The organism is Bradyrhizobium genosp. SA-4 str. CB756 (assembly GCF_000473125.1).
In the GTDB taxonomy this organism is placed as follows: domain Bacteria; phylum Pseudomonadota; class Alphaproteobacteria; order Rhizobiales; family Xanthobacteraceae; genus Bradyrhizobium; species Bradyrhizobium arachidis.
Map to the genome: position 1 here is coordinate 345,117 of NZ_KI421499.1, position 16,801 is coordinate 361,917.

Sequence of the window (16,801 nt, forward strand, 5' to 3'; positions counted from 1 at the left end):
GATTATGGCCAAACGGGTTCCCATTACTGCCGGCGATCTGATCAACCACCAAATCGGCACCGATGATATTTTAACCGGCGCCTCGAATACGACCAATATTCTTTATGGCGATGCCGGCGGAAGCCTTCTCGACCATTCCACCGGCGGAAACGACACGCTCACTGGCGGGACGAACTCCACTGATTTGCTGTACGGCGACGCCCGCATGAACCTGCTCGACCATGCCATGGGCGGAATCGATACGTTGACGCTATTTGGAGCCGGCAGCTTGTACGGGGATGCCGGCGGCGACATCGCAGACCACGCCAGGGGCGGCAACGACACGCTTACGGCACAGCTGACGTTCGATGTTCTGCCTGCCAGCCCCGTGACCGTCGCCATGTTCGGCGATGCCGGCGCAAATAGCTCGGATCACGCGACCGGCGGGGACGACACTTTCAACGTCCAGGTCACCGCCCCGTATACTGGCGGCCAGGCCACGGTCGCTGTTGTCAGTGCCTATGGGGACGCCGGCGGCGATATGTCCGGTCATACGGTTGGCGGCAATGATACATTGACCGCCGACGGATGGTACTTCGTCATGCGCGTCTATGGCGACGCTGGCGGAAGCATGTCCGGTCATGCCCATGGCGGCAACGACAACTTCGCCGCCAACAATTTCGAGAGCTCCAACTATTTCTATGGCGACGCCGGCGGCGACATGTCAGGCCATGCCTCAGGCGGCAACGATAGCTTCGCCGCAAGCACAGGCGCCGATTTCAACGAGCCCAATTATTTCTACGGCGACGCGGGCGGCAGCATGTTCGGCCATGCAGCTGGTGGCAATGACACCTTCACCGCGTCCACACTCACCGATTTTTCGAGCCCCAATTTCTTCTATGGCGACGCCGGCGTCGACATGTCCGGCCACGCCTCCGGTGGCAACGATACCTTCATCTCGACCGGCATCGGTCCGATCAACACTTTCTACGGCGACGCCGGCGGAAGCATGTCCGGCTTTGCCAGGGGCGGCGACGACACCTTCAACGACTTCAGTACTGCTAGCGTCTTTGGCCTTGCGGCGGGCACGTTCTATGGCGACGCCGGCGGAAACATGTCCGACCACGCACATGGTGGCAACGATACCTTCACAATTTCGCCCGGAGCCAACAACTCATATCTCTTCTACGGTGACGCCGGAGGCACCATGAGCGGCCACGCCGTTGGCGGCGACGATACTTACGTTGGCGGCCAGGTGTTCTATGATCCCCGCGGAAACACCCAGGCGCAGGCCGTTGGCGATGCAGCTGCCATGACGGATAACGTCCGTGGTGGAAACGACATCTTGACCGCGGGCGATGATCCCGGCCCGCCCCCTGCAGGCATATTCGAAACCATTCTCGTCGGCGACGCCGCCCGCATGTCAGGCAATAGTCGCGGCGGGAACGATACGCTCGTCAGCGGCACTGGCAACGATGCCATGTGGGGCGATGCACAGTCCATGCTCGACAATGCCAGAGGCGGCAACGACACGTTTGTCTTTGCCGCGAGTAACGGTCACGACATGATCGAGGATTTCGGCCAGGGCATTCAAGGCGTCGCCGGATCAAACTGGGGGATTGATCGAATCGACGTTACGGCGCTGGGCATCCAGGACTTCAGTGAACTCAGCATCTCGGCTTTCGATCCCACGACTCACGAAAGCACGATCACGTTCAGCCCGGACAACGAAGTCGTCGTCCATAGCCAGATCACGCTCATCGCTCAGAACTTCATCTTTGCATAGCGTCGGGGTGAAAGCTTGTGGATCGGCGCGCCGCGCCGATCCATCGGACGGTGGCTCCGAGTCCCCATCTTCCTGTGGCTATGGGTTCCGGATATTCGCTTCGCCAGGCTTGTCCGGGACGAGGACAGAGTGTGTGGCCAGCGCGCTGGGATCAAAAATCTCGCCAATTGCCGGCCTCCGGGATACTGGATCGCCCGGTCAAGCCGGGCGACCGAGATTCTAGCTCACCCCCGCTGCAGCAACGGCCGCAAGCTCCTTATGTCCGTCACCGCCTCGATCTCATACACTGACTTGATCAGCCGCTTCGCCTTCTCCGCCCCCACCACCGGCGCGATGAGGTCGCGCGCCTTGTCGATGACCTCTTCGCGCGTCATCGGGTTGCGCGGGGTGCCGCGCACGGCGGTGACGCGCTCGGAGAGGCGGCTGCCATCAGTGAGCTCGATCTCGACGATGGCGACGCGCACCGGCAGCAGCTTTGCCAGCTCCTCGTCGCGCACCAGGGTCACCTTGGCGCGCTCTTTCAGCACCGCGGCATCCTGCATGCGCGGCTTGTCGTGCGCGGCGTGGAACGAGGCGGTCTTGTCGAGCAGCATCACGGCGACCATGTGCTGGAGGCAGATGTCGGGGATGTCGCGGTTGTCCACGACCTCGGCAACCGAGGGCGCAAGCCGCACCGTCACGCGCTTGACCTGATCGGCTTCGAACGCCTGCTTGCTGCGGATCGCAAAGATCGCATCGAGCGGCCCCTGGATCGGCGATCCCACGGTCCATTTCTTGATGTCGGTGCCAGCGATCTCGTAGCGCTCGCCGAGTTTTTCAACGAGCTTCGCGGTCGCGGCCTTTGGCGCATAGGCGAGGAAGTAATTGTCCGGGCCCGAGAACACGTCGTCGACGCCGTTCCAGTCCGACCGGACGAGAAGCGCCGCGGTGACGCCGTTGCGGGCCGGCATGCCGGCGAACACAAAACCCTTCTCGATGTGATCGACGTCGCGCCGCCACACGATGAAGCCGGAGGATTGCTGCGCGGCATAGTCGAGCACCCAGCGCATCCGGCGCGCGTCGAAGCCGGCAACACAGGCGGCTGACGCGGAGGCGCAGAACGTGCCGGAAATGCTGTGCGTGCTCAGCACGCTTTCATAGCTGAAATCGGCGCCGCCCATCGCCATCACCACGCGTGTGCCGACGTCATAGCCGAGCGTCACTGCGCGCAGGAAATGCGCACCATCAATGCCGAGACCTTCGCCGAGCGCAAGCGCCGCGGGAATGACCGAGCTGCCGGGGTGCGAGCGCGAGGGGCTGTGGGAATCGTCGGTCTCGTCGGCATGCGCCATGACGCCGTTGGCGAGCGCGGCCTCGACCGGCGATGCCGTGAGCGCCGTGCCGGCAACCGTCGAGGCCCCCTGCGCGGCATTGGCGCTGACGTAACGCTGCGCGGCCTGGCCGGGCGGCAGCTCCGATCCCGATATCATCGACGCCAGCGTGTCGAGGATGTGGTGCTTTGCGTGCTCGGTGACGTCGGGCGGAAGCGCGCGGGTCTTGGCGGCGCTCATGTAGTCGCACAGCGCGGTCATCTCCGGCCCTGAAGCCGGGCCCTCCGCGAAGCTGCGTGCAGGGGTGAGGGCGAGGCCGGTGGTGGCTGCCGCCGTGAGCCTCAGAAAGTCGCGTCGTTTCATGGTGTCCCGTCTTTGGTGCAGGAATCCGATGAAACGGATAGCGCCTAAGACCGCCGTATGTCCAGTAGCTGTCCTTGGGCTGCGCCACACCCTCCGCTGTCATGCCCCGCCTCGTGCGCAATTGCGCTCAAGGCGGGCGATGACATCGAGGTCGTAGTTACGGCGTACCTTTACGATAGCCGCATATCCAGCAACCTGCGCCCCTCACCCTTCAGCAGCTTCTTCACGGCGCTCGAGGCCACGACCTCGCCGTCATTGGCGTAGGCTTCGTGGTTCTTCTCGATGTCGTCGAGGCGGTAGAGATAGTTGACCATCACGCCAGCGGATTCACGCACGCCCTTGGGCGAGAGGTCGCCGAGCCAGTTGATGCGTTCGAGCCGGGCGCCGTTGCCGAGATGGAAGCGGGCGACGGAGTCGATCAGCTTGCCCTTCGGCGTACGCGCCTTCAGGAAATAATGCGCGGCGAGCGGCTCGATCAAGGCGCGGAGCTGCGCTGTCGTCTCGGGGTTCTCGAACCATTTGGGATCGTCGAGGCGCTTTATGAGCTCGCGGTCCTCGTCCGACAGCGGCAGGTCCCTGTCCTGCTTGATCCACTGCATGAAGCCCGGCACCGGCGACAGCGTCACGAAGGTGTCGAGCTTCGGTGTCTCGCGGCGCAGCTCCTCGACCACCTGCTTGATCAGGAAGCTGCCGAACGAGATGCCGCCAAGGCCGCGCTGGGTGTTGGAGATCGAGTAGAACACGGCGGTGCGCGCGCGGTCGATCGGCAAATACTGGCGGTCGACCGCGAGCAGCGGTTGAATCGCGCCCGGGATCGTCTCGGTCAGCGCCACCTCGACGAAGATCAAGGGCTCGTCGACCATTGCGGGATGGAAGAAGGCGTAGCAGCGGCGGTCGACCGGATCGATGCGGCGGCGCAGATCGTCCCAGTCGGAGATCTCGTGCACGGCTTCGTAACGGATGATCTTTTCGAGGATGTTGGCCGGGGTCGACCAGTCAATCCTGCGCAGCACGAGAAACCCCCTGTTGAACCACGAAGAGAGAAGATGCGAGACGTCGCGATCGAGCGCGGCGAGATCGGTGTGGCCGTTCATCATGCCGAGCAGATCGGCCCGCATGGCGACGAGATCGCCGGTACCACCAGGCGCGCGGTTGAGGCGGCGGATCAGCTCCTGCCGCCGCGGCTCGGAGGCGAAATGCAGGCTGCTTGCGTCCTCGTCGGTCGGCTTGGCGCGCCATTTCTCGATCGCTTTTGCCAGACGTTCCCGGTCCGGGCCGAAATCGCGTACCAGCCCTTCGAAGAAGGAGCGGCGCTCTGCCGCATCCAGCTCGCCATAGATGTCGAGCACCTCGCGCGCCATGGCGGTGCCCGAGGCCTCGCCCCGGCCCGACAGCAGCGCGCCGCAGAGCTCGATGAGCCCGTCGGCATCCCGTTTCGTATCGGCGGAATCCCCGCGCAGCAGCAGCGTACGGCCACGCTCGGAGATGGTGGCGAGCAGATCGGAGAAGAAGGCGTTGGCCATCTGGGCTTTCGTGTCAGGTTTGTGCGATGCGGAAGCTTACACGGGATTTAGTCGGAAGCCGATCACAATCAAGCAGGGGAGTGCGGCATCTTTAGTCGGGCCGTGCGTTTGGAGAATGGTGGCATGCCGGGTGGGGGCGGGGCATACAGTATGCCGCGGTCTATCGGCTCAACCGCTCCCCTAGGGTGGGCAAAGGCGCACTTGCGCCGTGCCCACCACCTTTCGATGGCCGCGAGAGTCGGTGGGCACGCTTCGCTTTGCCCACCCTACGAGTTCTGCGCGCAATGACGGGGGTGGCGCTGCCCTACTTCCCCGCAAACTCCGTCGGCGTCCGCCCGGTCACCTGGCGGAACGCCGCCGAGAATGCCGGCACGCTGGCATAGCCGAGCTGGGTCGCGAGCTGCTTCACCGATACGCTTGCATCCATCGATATCCGCTGGATCGCGGCCGCAATCCTGGCGCGCTGGCACCAGCTCTTGAAGCTCAGCTGCGTCTCGCTCGAAAACAGCCGCGACAGCGTCCGTGCGGAGGTTCCGACCTCGCGCGCCAGCGTGTCGATGTCGTGCAGGCCGGTGGGGTCGTCGAGCACGATCATCGCGGCGCGGCGGCAGCGCGGCTCGTGCGGCAGCGGCACGAAGGTCGCGGAATCCTCGGCCTGGTGCAATTCCAGCATGACGAGGCGGACGAGCAGCCCGGTGCGCTCCTCGGTGTTGCGCGCGTCGAACAGCGCGAGGATCGCCTGGTTGAGCAGCGGCGAGACCCGCACCACGAATTCCCTGGTCAGTCCCGCATAGCGCTTTTCGCGCTTCAGCCAGGCAAGGTCGAAATACAGCGTGCGCATCTCGATGTCGGCGAGCAGGTCGATGGCGTGCTCGAGCCCCGCCGGCACCCACACCGCGCGGTCCGGCGGCACCAGCCAGCGCCCCCCTGGCGTCGTCACCTGCATGGTGCCGCGTGCCGCATAGATCAGCTGCGCCTCGCGGTGCAGGTGCGGATCGATGCGCATGCCCTTGGGGTAGTCGCGCGCGACCAGGTGCACGCCCGCGGTCGAGCGGTGGTTGCCCTGGACCTCCCGGAGGATTGGCGTTTCCAAGATTGGCGTTTCCAAGACAGTCATTGGCAGCATCCCGTCATTCGCCCGACATATAACTCATTTCGGAGCAGGAGAGGATTCGGGAAATGAACAGCCCCAGCCGGGTCATCAGTTTCGTCAACGCAGGCCATTTCATCGATCATTATTCGATGCTGATCTTCGCCGCCGCGGTGATCATCATGGGGCCGGCGCTGGGCATGGCCTATTCGGAACTTTTGCCGTACGCGACGCCCGGCTTCGTCGCTTTCGGCGCCGGCTCGCTGCTCACCGGCTGGCTTGGGGACCGCTGGAGCCGCCGCCACATGATGCTGATCTTCTTCGTCGGCATCGGCGCCTCCATGATCTCGGTCGGCTTCGTGCAGACCCCGGCGCAGCTCGGCACCGCGCTGCTCGCGATCGGCATTTTCGCCTCGATCTACCATCCCGTCGGCACCGCGATGATCGTGTCCTACGCCGACCGGCTCGGCCGCGAGATGGGCATCAACGGCGTCTGGGGCAATCTCGGCGTTGCCTCCTCGGCGCTGGTCACCGGCGTGATCGGCCAATATCTCGGCTGGCGCCTTGCCTTCATCATTCCCGGTATCGTCACCATCCTGATTGGCGTCGCCTTTGCGATGATGGTGGTGCATGAGGACCGCAAGGGCAGCAAGCAGGCGGCGGCGCAGGCGCGGGTGGCAAAACAGGACATGTGGCGCGTGGTGCTGTCGCTTTTGATCGTGGTGATCGCGATCTCGACCACGTTCAACGCCGTCACCGTGGCGCTGCCAAAGCTGTTCGCGGAGCGGCTCGCCGACCTCACCAAGAGCCCGGCGCTGTTAGGGGTGATTGCCGCCTGCGTCTACGTGTTCGGCGCGATGACGCAGTACACGATCGGCCGGCTGCTCGATCGCTACTCGCTGAAGACGGTGGCGCTGCCGCTCTCCTTCATGCTGGCGCCGTTCCTGTATCTGGCCGCGAGCCTGAACAATCTGCCGCTGATCGTGGTCTCGATCGGCATCGTCATGGGCGCGTTCGGGCAGGTCACGGTGAACGACGCCATGGTCGGCAAATACACCACCGAAGAGTGGCGCTCGCGCGCCTACGCGGTGCGCTACTTCGTCGGCTTCACGGCGGCCGGCGCCTCCGTCGGCCTCGTCGCCTGGCTCTACGAGCAGGGCGGCTTCGTCACCATGCTGCACGCGTTTGCCGGCCTCTGCCTGCTCGCGATCGCCGCCGCGATCATCCTGCCGCGCGAGATCCGGACGCCGCAGGCGGCGTGAGGCCTCCGTCATTCCGGGGCGCGCGTATGCGCGAGCCCGGAATCCATCGGGCGGCGGAGATTGCGGACAAACGGATTCCGGGCTCGTCGCTGCGCGACGCCCCGGAATGACGAGATGCGCGCATCTCGAAGGATGAATGGCCCGGCCGGTGGCCTCGCCCTTCGAGACACGCGCCAGGAGCGCGCTCCTCAGGGGTGAGGGTCTTCCTCTCAATTGCTTCGATGGACTGGCGCGTCGCGCATATCATCCATCATGCCATTATGCCGGTGTTTTGCCCGACGGCGCAAGCGATTTTCGGTAACGCCGAAATTCCTCCAGCCTTTTCAACACTATCTCTACTGTGCATGGGGTTGTTTTCGCACGTTTGTTTTCGCCCCTGGAAACGACGCACGAGAAGGGGAACCCGCTCCACCTCCCGCGGGTTCTATCTCCGTGGTCCCGGCACGCTGCCGGCAAATGAAGGGGGAAAGACACCTGCATGCAGTGGAGCCTGCTCCGACCGGTCGGCCTTGTCCCCGCGGCGCTCGTCCTCACCACCATTGCGGCCGGTGCCGCGGGCGGCAAACCGGCCGGCCCGTCCGAATTCCTGCTGGTGGCGCAGATCGTGCTGCTGATCGCGGTGGGGCGCGGCCTCGGCGAGCTCATGCAGCGGATCGGCCAGCCCTCGGTGATCGGCGAATTGCTCGCCGGCATCATTTTGGGGCCCTCACTGTTCGGCTGGATCTGGCCGGAGGCGCAAGCCGCGATCTTCCCCAAGACACCCGAGCAGAAGGCGATGATCGATGGCATCGCCCAGCTCGGGATCCTGCTGCTGCTGTTGCTCACGGGCATGGAGACCGACCTGAAGCTGGTCAGGAAGGTCGGCAAGGCCGCGATCGCGATCTCGATCGCCGGCATCCTCGTGCCCTTCGCCTGCGGCTTTGCGCTCGGCGAATTCCTGCCTGATGCGCTGCTGCCGAATCCTGAGCAGCGCCTGGTCGCCTCACTGTTCATGGGCACGGCGCTGTCGATTTCTTCCGTGAAGATCGTCGCCGTGGTCGTGCGCGAGATGAACTTCATGCGCCGCAATGTCGGGCAGATCATCGTCGCCACTGCTGTCATCGACGACACCATCGGCTGGATCATCATCGCGGTGATCTTCAGCCTGGCGTCGCACGGCACGCTCGACATCGCCTCGGTGGCAAAGGCGGTGCTGGGCACGCTGGCCTTCCTCGCGGTCAGCTTCACTATCGGGCGCCGGCTAGTGTTCCAGCTGATCCGCTGGGCCAACGACAATCTCGTCAGCACCGCGCCGGTCATCACCGTCATCCTGCTGCTGATGGGCACGATGGCACTGATCACGCATCTGATCGGTGTGCACACGGTGCTGGGGGCCTTCGTTGCCGGCATCCTGGTCGGCGAGTCCCCGATCCTGACGCGGCAGATCGACGAGCGTCTGCGCGGGTTGATCTCGAGCTTCTTCATGCCGGTGTTCTTCGGCCTTGCCGGCCTTGCCGCCGATCTCTCGGTGTTGCGCGATCCCCATCTCCTCCTGCTCACCGGTCTCCTCGTCGTGATCGCCAGTGTCGGCAAGTTCGGCGGCGCCTTTGTCGGCGGCACCGTCGGCGGGCTGAGCACGCGGGAGTCGCTGGCGCTGGCGAGCGGGATGAACGCGCGCGGCTCGACCGAGGTGATCATCGCAACCATTGGCCTGTCCATCGGCGTGCTCAGCCAGAACCTGTTCACGATGATCGTCACCATGGCGATCGTGACGACCATGGCGATGCCGCCGATGCTGCGCGCCGCGCTGGCGAGGCTGCCGATGAACAGGGAGGAGAAGGAACGCCTCGAGCGGGAGGAATTCGAGAAGCGCGGCTTCGTCGCCAATCTCGAACGTCCCTTGCTCGCCGTGGACGAGAGCGTCAACGCCACCTTCGCCGCGCACATTGCGGGCCTGATCGCCGGGATGCGCGGCCTGCCCATCACCGTGCTGCATATCGGCAAGCGGGCAGGCGAGCAGGAGAAGATCCGCGACCAGGAGGCGAGCCACGAGGCCGTGGTGAAGAAGGCTGCCGAAACCGTCTCCGCCAATGTTGATGGCGATGCCGGCAGCGTCGATGTCGCCACCCGTGCCAGGCGCGCCGAGCTCGGCGAGACCATCGCGGATGAGGCGCGCAAGGGCTTTGATCTCCTCGTCGTCGGCGTCGACAAGGTCGCCGCCACCAAGGATCGCTTCGACCGCAGGATCGAGGACATTGCCGCCAAGTTCGAGGGGCCGCTCGCGATCGTCGCGGCCAAGGGCAAGCATCTGAAGCAACCGATGCCGGAAGGACTCAAGATCCTGGTTCCGGTCTCGGGCAGCGGCGTCGCCAAACGCGGCGCTGAGGTTGCGGTGGCGCTGACGCAGGCCGGATCAGGCTCGCTCCGCGTGATCTATGTCGCGACGACGCGCGACAAGGGCGCGCAGCGCGGCACCTCCCGCGGGCTCAACCAGGAAACCGGCATCCTCAAGGACACCAGCGATCTCGCCGCCCGCTACGATGTCGACATCACCACGACGCTGCGGGTGAACCGGGCGCCGGAGGCTGCGATCCTGCGCGAGATCGACACCACCGACGTCGATCTCGTCGTCATGGGCGTCGACCGCATCCAGGCCGACCATCTCTCCTTCGGCGGCGTCGCCGCCGCCGTGCTCAGGCAGTCGAAAGTTTCCGTGCTCCTGGTTTCGAGCGGCGAGGCGCGGCAGGCTCCGGCGGAGAAGGCTTAAGGCTTCACCTCCGCCGCCGCCTGCGGCTTCGGCGCCTTCTTCGACGCGTGCCAGTTCTCGAAGCGCTGCACCACCACGAAGAAGGCGGGCACGAACAGCACCGCAAGGCAGGTCGAGGCGAGCATGCCCGAGAACACCGTGATGCCGATCGACTTGCGCGCACTGGCGCCGGCGCCGGTCGCGATCACCAGCGGCACGACGCCGAGGATGAAGGCGAACGACGTCATCAGGATCGGGCGGAAGCGGGCGCGCGCCGCTTCGATCGCCGACTCCAGGATCGGCTTGCCGTCGCGGTTGTGCAGCTCGAGCCCGACCTCGACGATCAGGATGGCGTTCTTGGCCGACAGCGCGATGAGCAGGATCAGGCCGATCTGGCAATAGAGGTTGTTGTCGATCTTGAGGCCCGAGAGGATCAGCATCGGCCCGAGCAGCGACAGCGGCACCGCGAGGATCACCGAGATCGGCGCGTACCAGCTCTCATACTGGCCAGCGAGCACGAGATAGACCAGCAGCATGGCGAGCCCGAACACCCAGTAGATCTGGTTGGAGACCGCCTTCTCCTGATAGGACATCGCGGTCCATTCATAGCCGGTGCCCGGCGGCAGCGTCTTCTCTGCGATCTCCTCCATCAGCTTCAGCGACTGGCCGGACGAATAGCCCTGCGCCGGCAGGCCGATGACAGTGGAGGAGGGATACAGATTGTAGAGGCTGATCAGCGACGGGCCGGTGGCCGGCGTGATCTTGGCGACGGTCCCGATCGGGATCATGTCGCCGTTGGAGTTGCGCACCTGCATGTTGGCGATGTCGCGCTCGGTGACGCGGAACGCCGGATCGGCCTGCGTATAGACCTGGAACACGCGGCCGAACTTGTTGAACTGATTGACATAGGACGAGCCGAGATAGGTCGACAGCGCCGCGAACACCTGGTCGGTGGTGACGTGCAGCGTCTGGGTCTTGATGCGGTCGATCTCGACGTTGAACTGCGGCACCGACGAGCGGAACGAGGACTGCACGCGCTGCAGCGCGCTCTGGCTCTGGCCGTTGCTGACCATCGCGCCGGTGATCGCCTGAAGCTTGGCGAAGTCGCTGTTGCCGTCGCGCAGCTCGACCTGCATCGAGAAGCCTGCGGCATTGCCGATGCCCTGGATCGGCGGTGGCGGCAGCACCAGCGTGCGCGCCTCCATGATGGTCGCGAGCTTGTCGTTCAGCCCGTACACCAGCGAACGCAGGTCCTCGCCGGGTCCTTTGCGCGCATCCCAATCCTTCAGGATGATGTAGGCAACGCCGGCATTGGCAAGGCTGGCGCTGTTGTCGAGCGCGGAGATGCCGGCGATGGTGATGACCTGCTGGACGCCGGGCGTGTCCCTGACGATGTCGGCGGCCTTGTCGAGCACCTTCTGGGTCCGCTCCAGCGATGCGCCGTCGGGCAGCTGCACGGCGCCGATCAGATAGCCCTGGTCCTCGATCGGCAGGAAGCCGGTCGGCACGCGCGACAGGCCGTAGCCGCTGAGCCCGATCACAATCAGCGCGAACGCGACCGAGAGGGTGGCGTGCCTGACCAGGAATGTGATCAGCCGCGTGTAGCCGCGTTCGACGCGGTTATAGACGTTGTTGAAGCCGCGATAGAAGAAGTTGCGCTGCTCCGGCGGCACCGCCGGCCGCAGCCACAGCGCGCATTGCGTCGGCTTCAGTGTCGCCGCGTTGATGGCGGAGAGCAGCGCGGTCGCCGCGATCACCAGCGCGAATTGCGAATAGATGCGCCCGGTCAGGCCGGCGAGGAACGAGGCCGGCAGGAACACCGAGATCAGCACCAGCGTGATGCCGACGATCGGCGCGAACAGCTGGTCCATCGCCCTGATCGCGGCGTCGTGGCCGTTCATTCCCTGCTCGATGTTGTGCGCCGCGCCTTCCACCACGACGATGGCGTCGTCGACCACGATGCCGATCGCGAGCACGATCGCGAACAGCGTCGACATGTTGATGGTGAAGCCGAGCGCCGCCATCGCCGCGAAGGCGCCGATGATGGTGACGGGCACCGTCGTCGCCGGCACCAGCATCGCGCGCCAGTCCTGCAGGAACACCAGGATCACGACCAGCACCAGGAGGCCGGCCTCGATCAGGGTCATGTAGACCTCGTGCACCGAAGCCTGCACGAATTTCGTGGTGTCGAACGGCGTGTCGTACTTCATGCCTTGCGGGAAGGCTTTTGCGAGCTCCGCCATCTTCTTCTCGACGGCCTGCTCGACCTCGAGCGCATTGGCGCCAGGCGACTGGAACACGCCGATGCCGGTGGCAGGCTGCTTGTTCAGCGAGAAGATCTGGCTGTAGGTCTGTGCGCCCAATTCGACCCAGCCGACGTCGCGCACGCGCGTGACGTCGCCGCTGGTGCCCGTCTTGACGATGATGTTCTCGAACTGCGTGGCGTCGTCGAGCCGGCCGTTGACGTTGAGCGTGTACTGGAACGCCTGCCCCGGCGGCGTCGGCGGCGCGCCGACCTGTCCGGCGGAGACCTGTTGGCTCTGCTGCTGGATCGCGTTGATGACGTCCTGCGGCACCAGACCGCGCACCTGCAGCTTGTTCGGATCGAGCCAGACCCGCATCGAATACTGGCCGGCGCCGAACACCGTGACGTTGCCGACGCCGGGCAGGCGCGAGAGCTCGTCGCGGATGTTGATGGTGGCGTAGTTGCTCAAATAGAGGCTGTCGAAGGTCTTGTCCGGCGAGGTCAGTGTCACGAACAGGAGGATCGAAGTCGATTTCTTCTGGACGGTGACTCCCTGGTTCTGCACCGCCTGCGGCAGTTGCGACAGCGCGCTGGAGACGCGGTTCTGCACCAGCACCTGCGCGAAGTTGAGGTCGGTGCCGATCTTGAAGGTCACGGTCAGCGTATAGGTGCCGTCGGAGCCGCTGTAGGACTGCATGTAGAGCATGTCCTCGACGCCGTTGACTTGCTGTTCTATCGGCAAGGCAACCGTGTCGATCACGGTCTTGGCGCTGGCGCCGGGATAGCGCGTCGTCACCTGCACCGTCGGCGGCACCACATCAGGATATTGCGCGATCGCGAGGTTGAACAGCGCGACGCCGCCGATCAGGATCATCAGAAGCGCGATGACGTTCGAGAGGACCGGCCGCTCGATGAAGAACTTTGAGATCATGGCTGGCGACCCCTTACTTGGCCGACGCCTGCGGCTGGTCGATCTTGGTCACCTGCGGATCGATCTTCTGGCCCGGGATCACGCGCAAGAGTCCTGCGATCACCACCCGGTCGTCCGGCTTCAGCCCGCTCTCGATCACGCGCAGGCCGTTGTCGGTCGGGCCGATCTGCACCTTGCGCTGCTCGACCACGTTGTCGCCGTTGACCACGAGGAGATAGCGGCCGCCCTGGTCGCTGCCAAGCGCGGTGTCGGGGACGAGCAGGGCGTCCTGCTGCTGCGTGAAGGGCACGCGGACGCGGACGAAATAACCGGGCAGCAGCACCCGCTTCTCGTTGGGTATGACGCCGCGCACGGCGAGCGTGCCCGTCGACGTATTGAGGGTCGGCGAGACGTAGTCGAGGTGACCTTCATGCGGATAGCCGGTCTCGGTCTGGAGGCCCACCTGGACCGGCAACTGTCTGAGCTCGGCCACGGTCAGCCCGCGGCGGGTCGCTTCGGCGCGAATGCGCAGCACATCCTGCTCGTTGACGGTGAAGTTCACCCAGATCGGGTCCAGCGCGACGATGGTCGCGAGCTGGGTCGGGGATGAGAAGCCGACGAGCTCGCCGACCGAGACCAGATGCGCGCTGACGATGCCGTCGAACGGCGCCGCCACCCTGGTGTAGCCGTAATTGACCTCGGCAAGCCTGGTGTTGACCTGGGCCTGCTGCAGACTGGCCTGAGCGTTGTCGCGGGTGGATGTCGAGGTGTCGAGCGTGGACTGCGAGACCGCCTGGCGCTGCACCAGCTCGGCCTGCCGCTTGTAATCGGCTTCGGCCTGCTTGACCGTGGCCTGCGCGCCGACCTCGGCGGCCTTCGCCTGCTCGACCTTGAGCTTGTAGGTCTCGGGCTCGATCGTGAACAGCTGGGTGCCCTGCTTGACGAAGGTGCCGTCCTGGTAGTCGATCGATTGCAGGAAGCCTTGCACGCGCGCGACGAGATCGACGCTCTTGATCGGCGCGGTGTTGCCGGTGGCTTCGACATAGCGCGTCACCGGCCGCTGCACTGGCGTTGCCACGTCCACCTTGGGCGGCGGCGGCGCGACGAACGTGTTCTTGTCCTCGCAGCCGGCCAGCGCGACCACGGCCGCGGTGGCGGCCAATGCCTGCCCGAATTGTCTCCACGCTTCGTTGCGCCGTGCGGAAGAAGCCGGATTGGCTGAGGTCATTCGGTGGCCCCCGATGATTGTCTGTCGGTGCGGCAGGCTAGCAACAAATGCCCTTCCGTGGAACACCATAGCCATGGCGGTCAGAGGCCTTGCACTGCAAACGGCGCTGTGGCCTTTGACAGATTTGCCATGACAAACCGCTTTTCACCGAGCGCACGATCGACCAGAATTGTGGCAAGGACCGTGGGAAGCGGTCGGACGGTGCAAATTCGAAAAGAAGAAAAGGTGAGGAGACCATGACATGCCGACCTTCCTCCAATCGGCCCTCGCTGGCCTTGCTCTTGCCGCGGCGTTTGCCATGCCCGCGCTAGCCGATGGTTTGAAGGACGAGATCGCGCCGACCGGCAAGCTGCGGGTCGCGATCGCGATCAGCCCCGCGGGCGGTGCGTTCTGGTCGACCAAGACCGAATCCGGCTATGCCGGCGTTCCCGTCGATCTCGGCAAGGAGTTGGCCGCGCAGCTCGGCGTGGCGGTCGAATATGTCGTGCACCAGAATTCCGGGCAGATCACCGACGCTGCGGGCAAGGGCACCTGGGACGTCACCTGGCTTCCGAAGGATCCCGAGCGCGAGACGAAAATGATGTTCGGCCCGATCTACGAGGTCGCCGATGCCACCTACATCGTCAAGCCCGGCTCGACCATCACCAACTTCGCCACGCTCGACCAGGTGGGCATCAAGGTCGCGGCGGTCAACGCCACGACCACCATGCGCGGCGCCGTCGCGCACCTGAAGAATGCGAAAGTCACGGGCTACCAGACCTACGATGAAATATTCGCGCTTTTGAAGAATGGCGAGATCGACGCCTTCGCGCTGTCGCGCGACCAGCTCTACAAGATGGCGCAGAAGATTCCGGGCACGCGCGTGCTCGACGAGACCTTCAAGAAGACGGTGACCGCTGTCGCCGTCCCGCTCGGCCATAGCCAGGCCTTGGCGTTCGTGACCAAGTTCATGACGGATGCGACCACGAACGGCGCGCTCCGCAGGGCCTATGACAACAACGGCCTGAAGGACGCGCCGATCCGCACCGAGTAGGGCAGGCGGCGGCGCAGGGGGCCTGCGCCGTCCGCTGACCTTACGGCTCCGCGGTGCGAATGCCCGCAGGGCTCACCTGCAGCTTGAGCGTCGACGTCTTGGTCAGCGCCTTGCCGTCGAACGAGAAGGCGAGCAGCTCGTTCTCGACCATGCACTGCGCCACGACATGTTTGGAGTCCTTGGACCACACCATGCCCTGGCACCAATGGCCGATCTTGGCTTCCGCAACCGGCGTGAGGTCGGTGCCTGAGATCCGGTAGACCTTGAGCAGGCCGAAATCGTTGAAGAAAGGCGAGGCCGACGGCTTGTTCGAGCCGTTCATGACGGTGACGGAAACGTAGTTGCTGTCCGGGGACATTTTGACGGCCTCAGGCGTCTGTCCGACGGTGACCGTCGTGACGACCCGGATTGGCTTTGCGGTCATGTCGATCAGGCTGATCGTATCATTGTCGCCGCCGCCGGCGCCGACATTGCCGACGACGGCCGCGGCCGCGCCGGTGAGATCGATGTCGTAAGGACGCACACCCGCGGAGAGATCGCGCTTGGCGTACTCGACCTTGCTGCCGTCCACGGTGAGAAGCGAGATCTTGCTGTCGCCGTCGCGGGTGACCAGCGCGGTCGCGCCATCGCGCGAGAACACGGCGTGGCTCGGGCCCGACTTGGCGTCACCGAGCTGGATCTTGCCGCTTGCCGTCAGCGCGTTGCCGCTAATGGTGAAGACCGAAACCGTGCCTTCGCTGCGGTTCGCAACCAGCGCCAGCGTGCCTGCGCGGTTGATTGACACTCCGGCCGCGCCTGCACCGGCCTGCAATGTCGCGAGCACCTTTGGCGGTGTTGATTTGATATCGATCACCGAGAGCTTGTCGTCGGGAATAGTCTTGGTCGCATCCGCCGGATCGACCTTCATCGCGCCTGTCACCAGCGCAAACGAACCATCCGGCGCGATCGCCACGCTCGGTGGCGGGCCGACGACGCTGGCGGGTGCAGGAACCTCGCCCAGCAGTTTCAGCACGCCATCGGTGAGGTCGATCACGCTGACCGTGTCCGGCAGCGGCTGCTTGCGCACCACGGCATTGCCGTTCTCCAGAACCATCTTGCCGTCATTGGCGGTGACGACGATCTCGGCATGGGCGGCGAAACTGGCGAGGCCAGCCAGCGACGTTGCGACAAGGGCTGACGCGGCATGGCGCGTGCGCCTGCGAAGAGCGGCTTTCATGTTTCCCCCTGAGAGCTTGTTCTTGTCCGGCAAAGCTAAATGCAACCGGGCGCGTCACGCAACAATCTGGACGCGATCATTTTTGCCGTCGTGCGGGGAATAAAGCGACATGACGTGGCCCGGCGCGGCGG

Annotated in this window: 10 protein-coding genes; 4 read left to right on the forward strand and 6 right to left on the reverse strand. The window is 64.8% G+C overall.

Annotation, left to right across the window (positions count from 1 at the left end; genetic code table 11):
* The first annotated feature begins 4 nt into the window (after positions 1 to 4).
* Complete coding sequence (locus BRAGE_RS0101690; RefSeq protein ID WP_035729286.1) at positions 5 to 1,765, forward strand: hypothetical protein; 1,761 nt, start codon at positions 5 to 7, stop codon at positions 1,763 to 1,765.
* Between the two features lie 224 nt (positions 1,766 to 1,989).
* Here the strand turns inward: BRAGE_RS0101690 and BRAGE_RS0101695 are convergent, their stop codons facing one another.
* From BRAGE_RS0101695 to BRAGE_RS0101705, 3 genes are all read right to left on the reverse strand, one after another.
* The gene (locus BRAGE_RS0101695) at positions 1,990 to 3,438 is read right to left on the reverse strand and encodes an MmgE/PrpD family protein (RefSeq protein WP_027560765.1); all 1,449 of its coding nucleotides are present in this window, start codon (positions 3,436 to 3,438) and stop codon (positions 1,990 to 1,992) included.
* Positions 3,439 to 3,608: 170 nt separating this feature from the next.
* Positions 3,609 to 4,961, reverse strand: a complete 1,353-nt coding sequence (locus BRAGE_RS0101700) for a malonyl-CoA decarboxylase (RefSeq protein ID WP_027560764.1) — start codon at positions 4,959 to 4,961, stop codon at positions 3,609 to 3,611.
* A gap of 304 nt (positions 4,962 to 5,265) precedes the next feature.
* Positions 5,266 to 6,087 (reverse strand): AraC family transcriptional regulator, encoded by an 822-nt coding sequence (locus tag BRAGE_RS0101705; RefSeq protein ID WP_027560763.1) that lies wholly within the window; start codon positions 6,085 to 6,087, stop codon positions 5,266 to 5,268.
* A gap of 53 nt (positions 6,088 to 6,140) precedes the next feature.
* On the opposite strand from BRAGE_RS0101705, the gene BRAGE_RS0101710 reads away from it, so the two are divergent.
* Together BRAGE_RS0101710 and BRAGE_RS0101715 are read left to right on the forward strand one after the other, a co-directional pair.
* Entirely contained in the window at positions 6,141 to 7,313 is a 1,173-nt protein-coding gene (locus BRAGE_RS0101710; RefSeq protein WP_027560762.1) for an MFS transporter, read from the forward strand.
* 478 nt (positions 7,314 to 7,791) lie between these two features.
* Entirely contained in the window at positions 7,792 to 10,059 is a 2,268-nt protein-coding gene (locus tag BRAGE_RS0101715) for a cation:proton antiporter domain-containing protein (RefSeq protein ID WP_027560761.1), read from the forward strand.
* On the opposite strand, the gene BRAGE_RS0101720 is transcribed toward BRAGE_RS0101715, so the two are convergent.
* Together BRAGE_RS0101720 and BRAGE_RS0101725 are read right to left on the reverse strand one after the other, a co-directional pair.
* On the reverse strand, positions 10,056 to 13,214 hold the full coding sequence (locus tag BRAGE_RS0101720; RefSeq protein WP_027560760.1) for an efflux RND transporter permease subunit: 3,159 nt from the start codon (positions 13,212 to 13,214) through the stop codon (positions 10,056 to 10,058). The genes BRAGE_RS0101715 and BRAGE_RS0101720 overlap by 4 nt on opposite strands.
* A gap of 13 nt (positions 13,215 to 13,227) precedes the next feature.
* Positions 13,228 to 14,421 (reverse strand): efflux RND transporter periplasmic adaptor subunit, encoded by a 1,194-nt coding sequence (locus BRAGE_RS0101725; protein ID WP_027560759.1) that lies wholly within the window; start codon positions 14,419 to 14,421, stop codon positions 13,228 to 13,230.
* A 241-nt stretch (positions 14,422 to 14,662) separates the two neighbouring features.
* On the opposite strand from BRAGE_RS0101725, the gene BRAGE_RS0101730 reads away from it, so the two are divergent.
* Positions 14,663 to 15,454: an ABC transporter substrate-binding protein gene (locus BRAGE_RS0101730; protein ID WP_027560758.1), complete on the forward strand. Its 792-nt coding sequence runs from the start codon at positions 14,663 to 14,665 to the stop codon at positions 15,452 to 15,454.
* Between the two features lie 40 nt (positions 15,455 to 15,494).
* Here BRAGE_RS0101730 and BRAGE_RS0101735 read toward each other — a convergent pair whose 3' ends face one another.
* A complete protein-coding gene (locus BRAGE_RS0101735; protein WP_027560757.1) occupies positions 15,495 to 16,670 on the reverse strand; it encodes a hypothetical protein in 1,176 nt (391 codons plus the stop codon).
* Positions 16,671 to 16,801 lie beyond the last annotated feature (131 nt).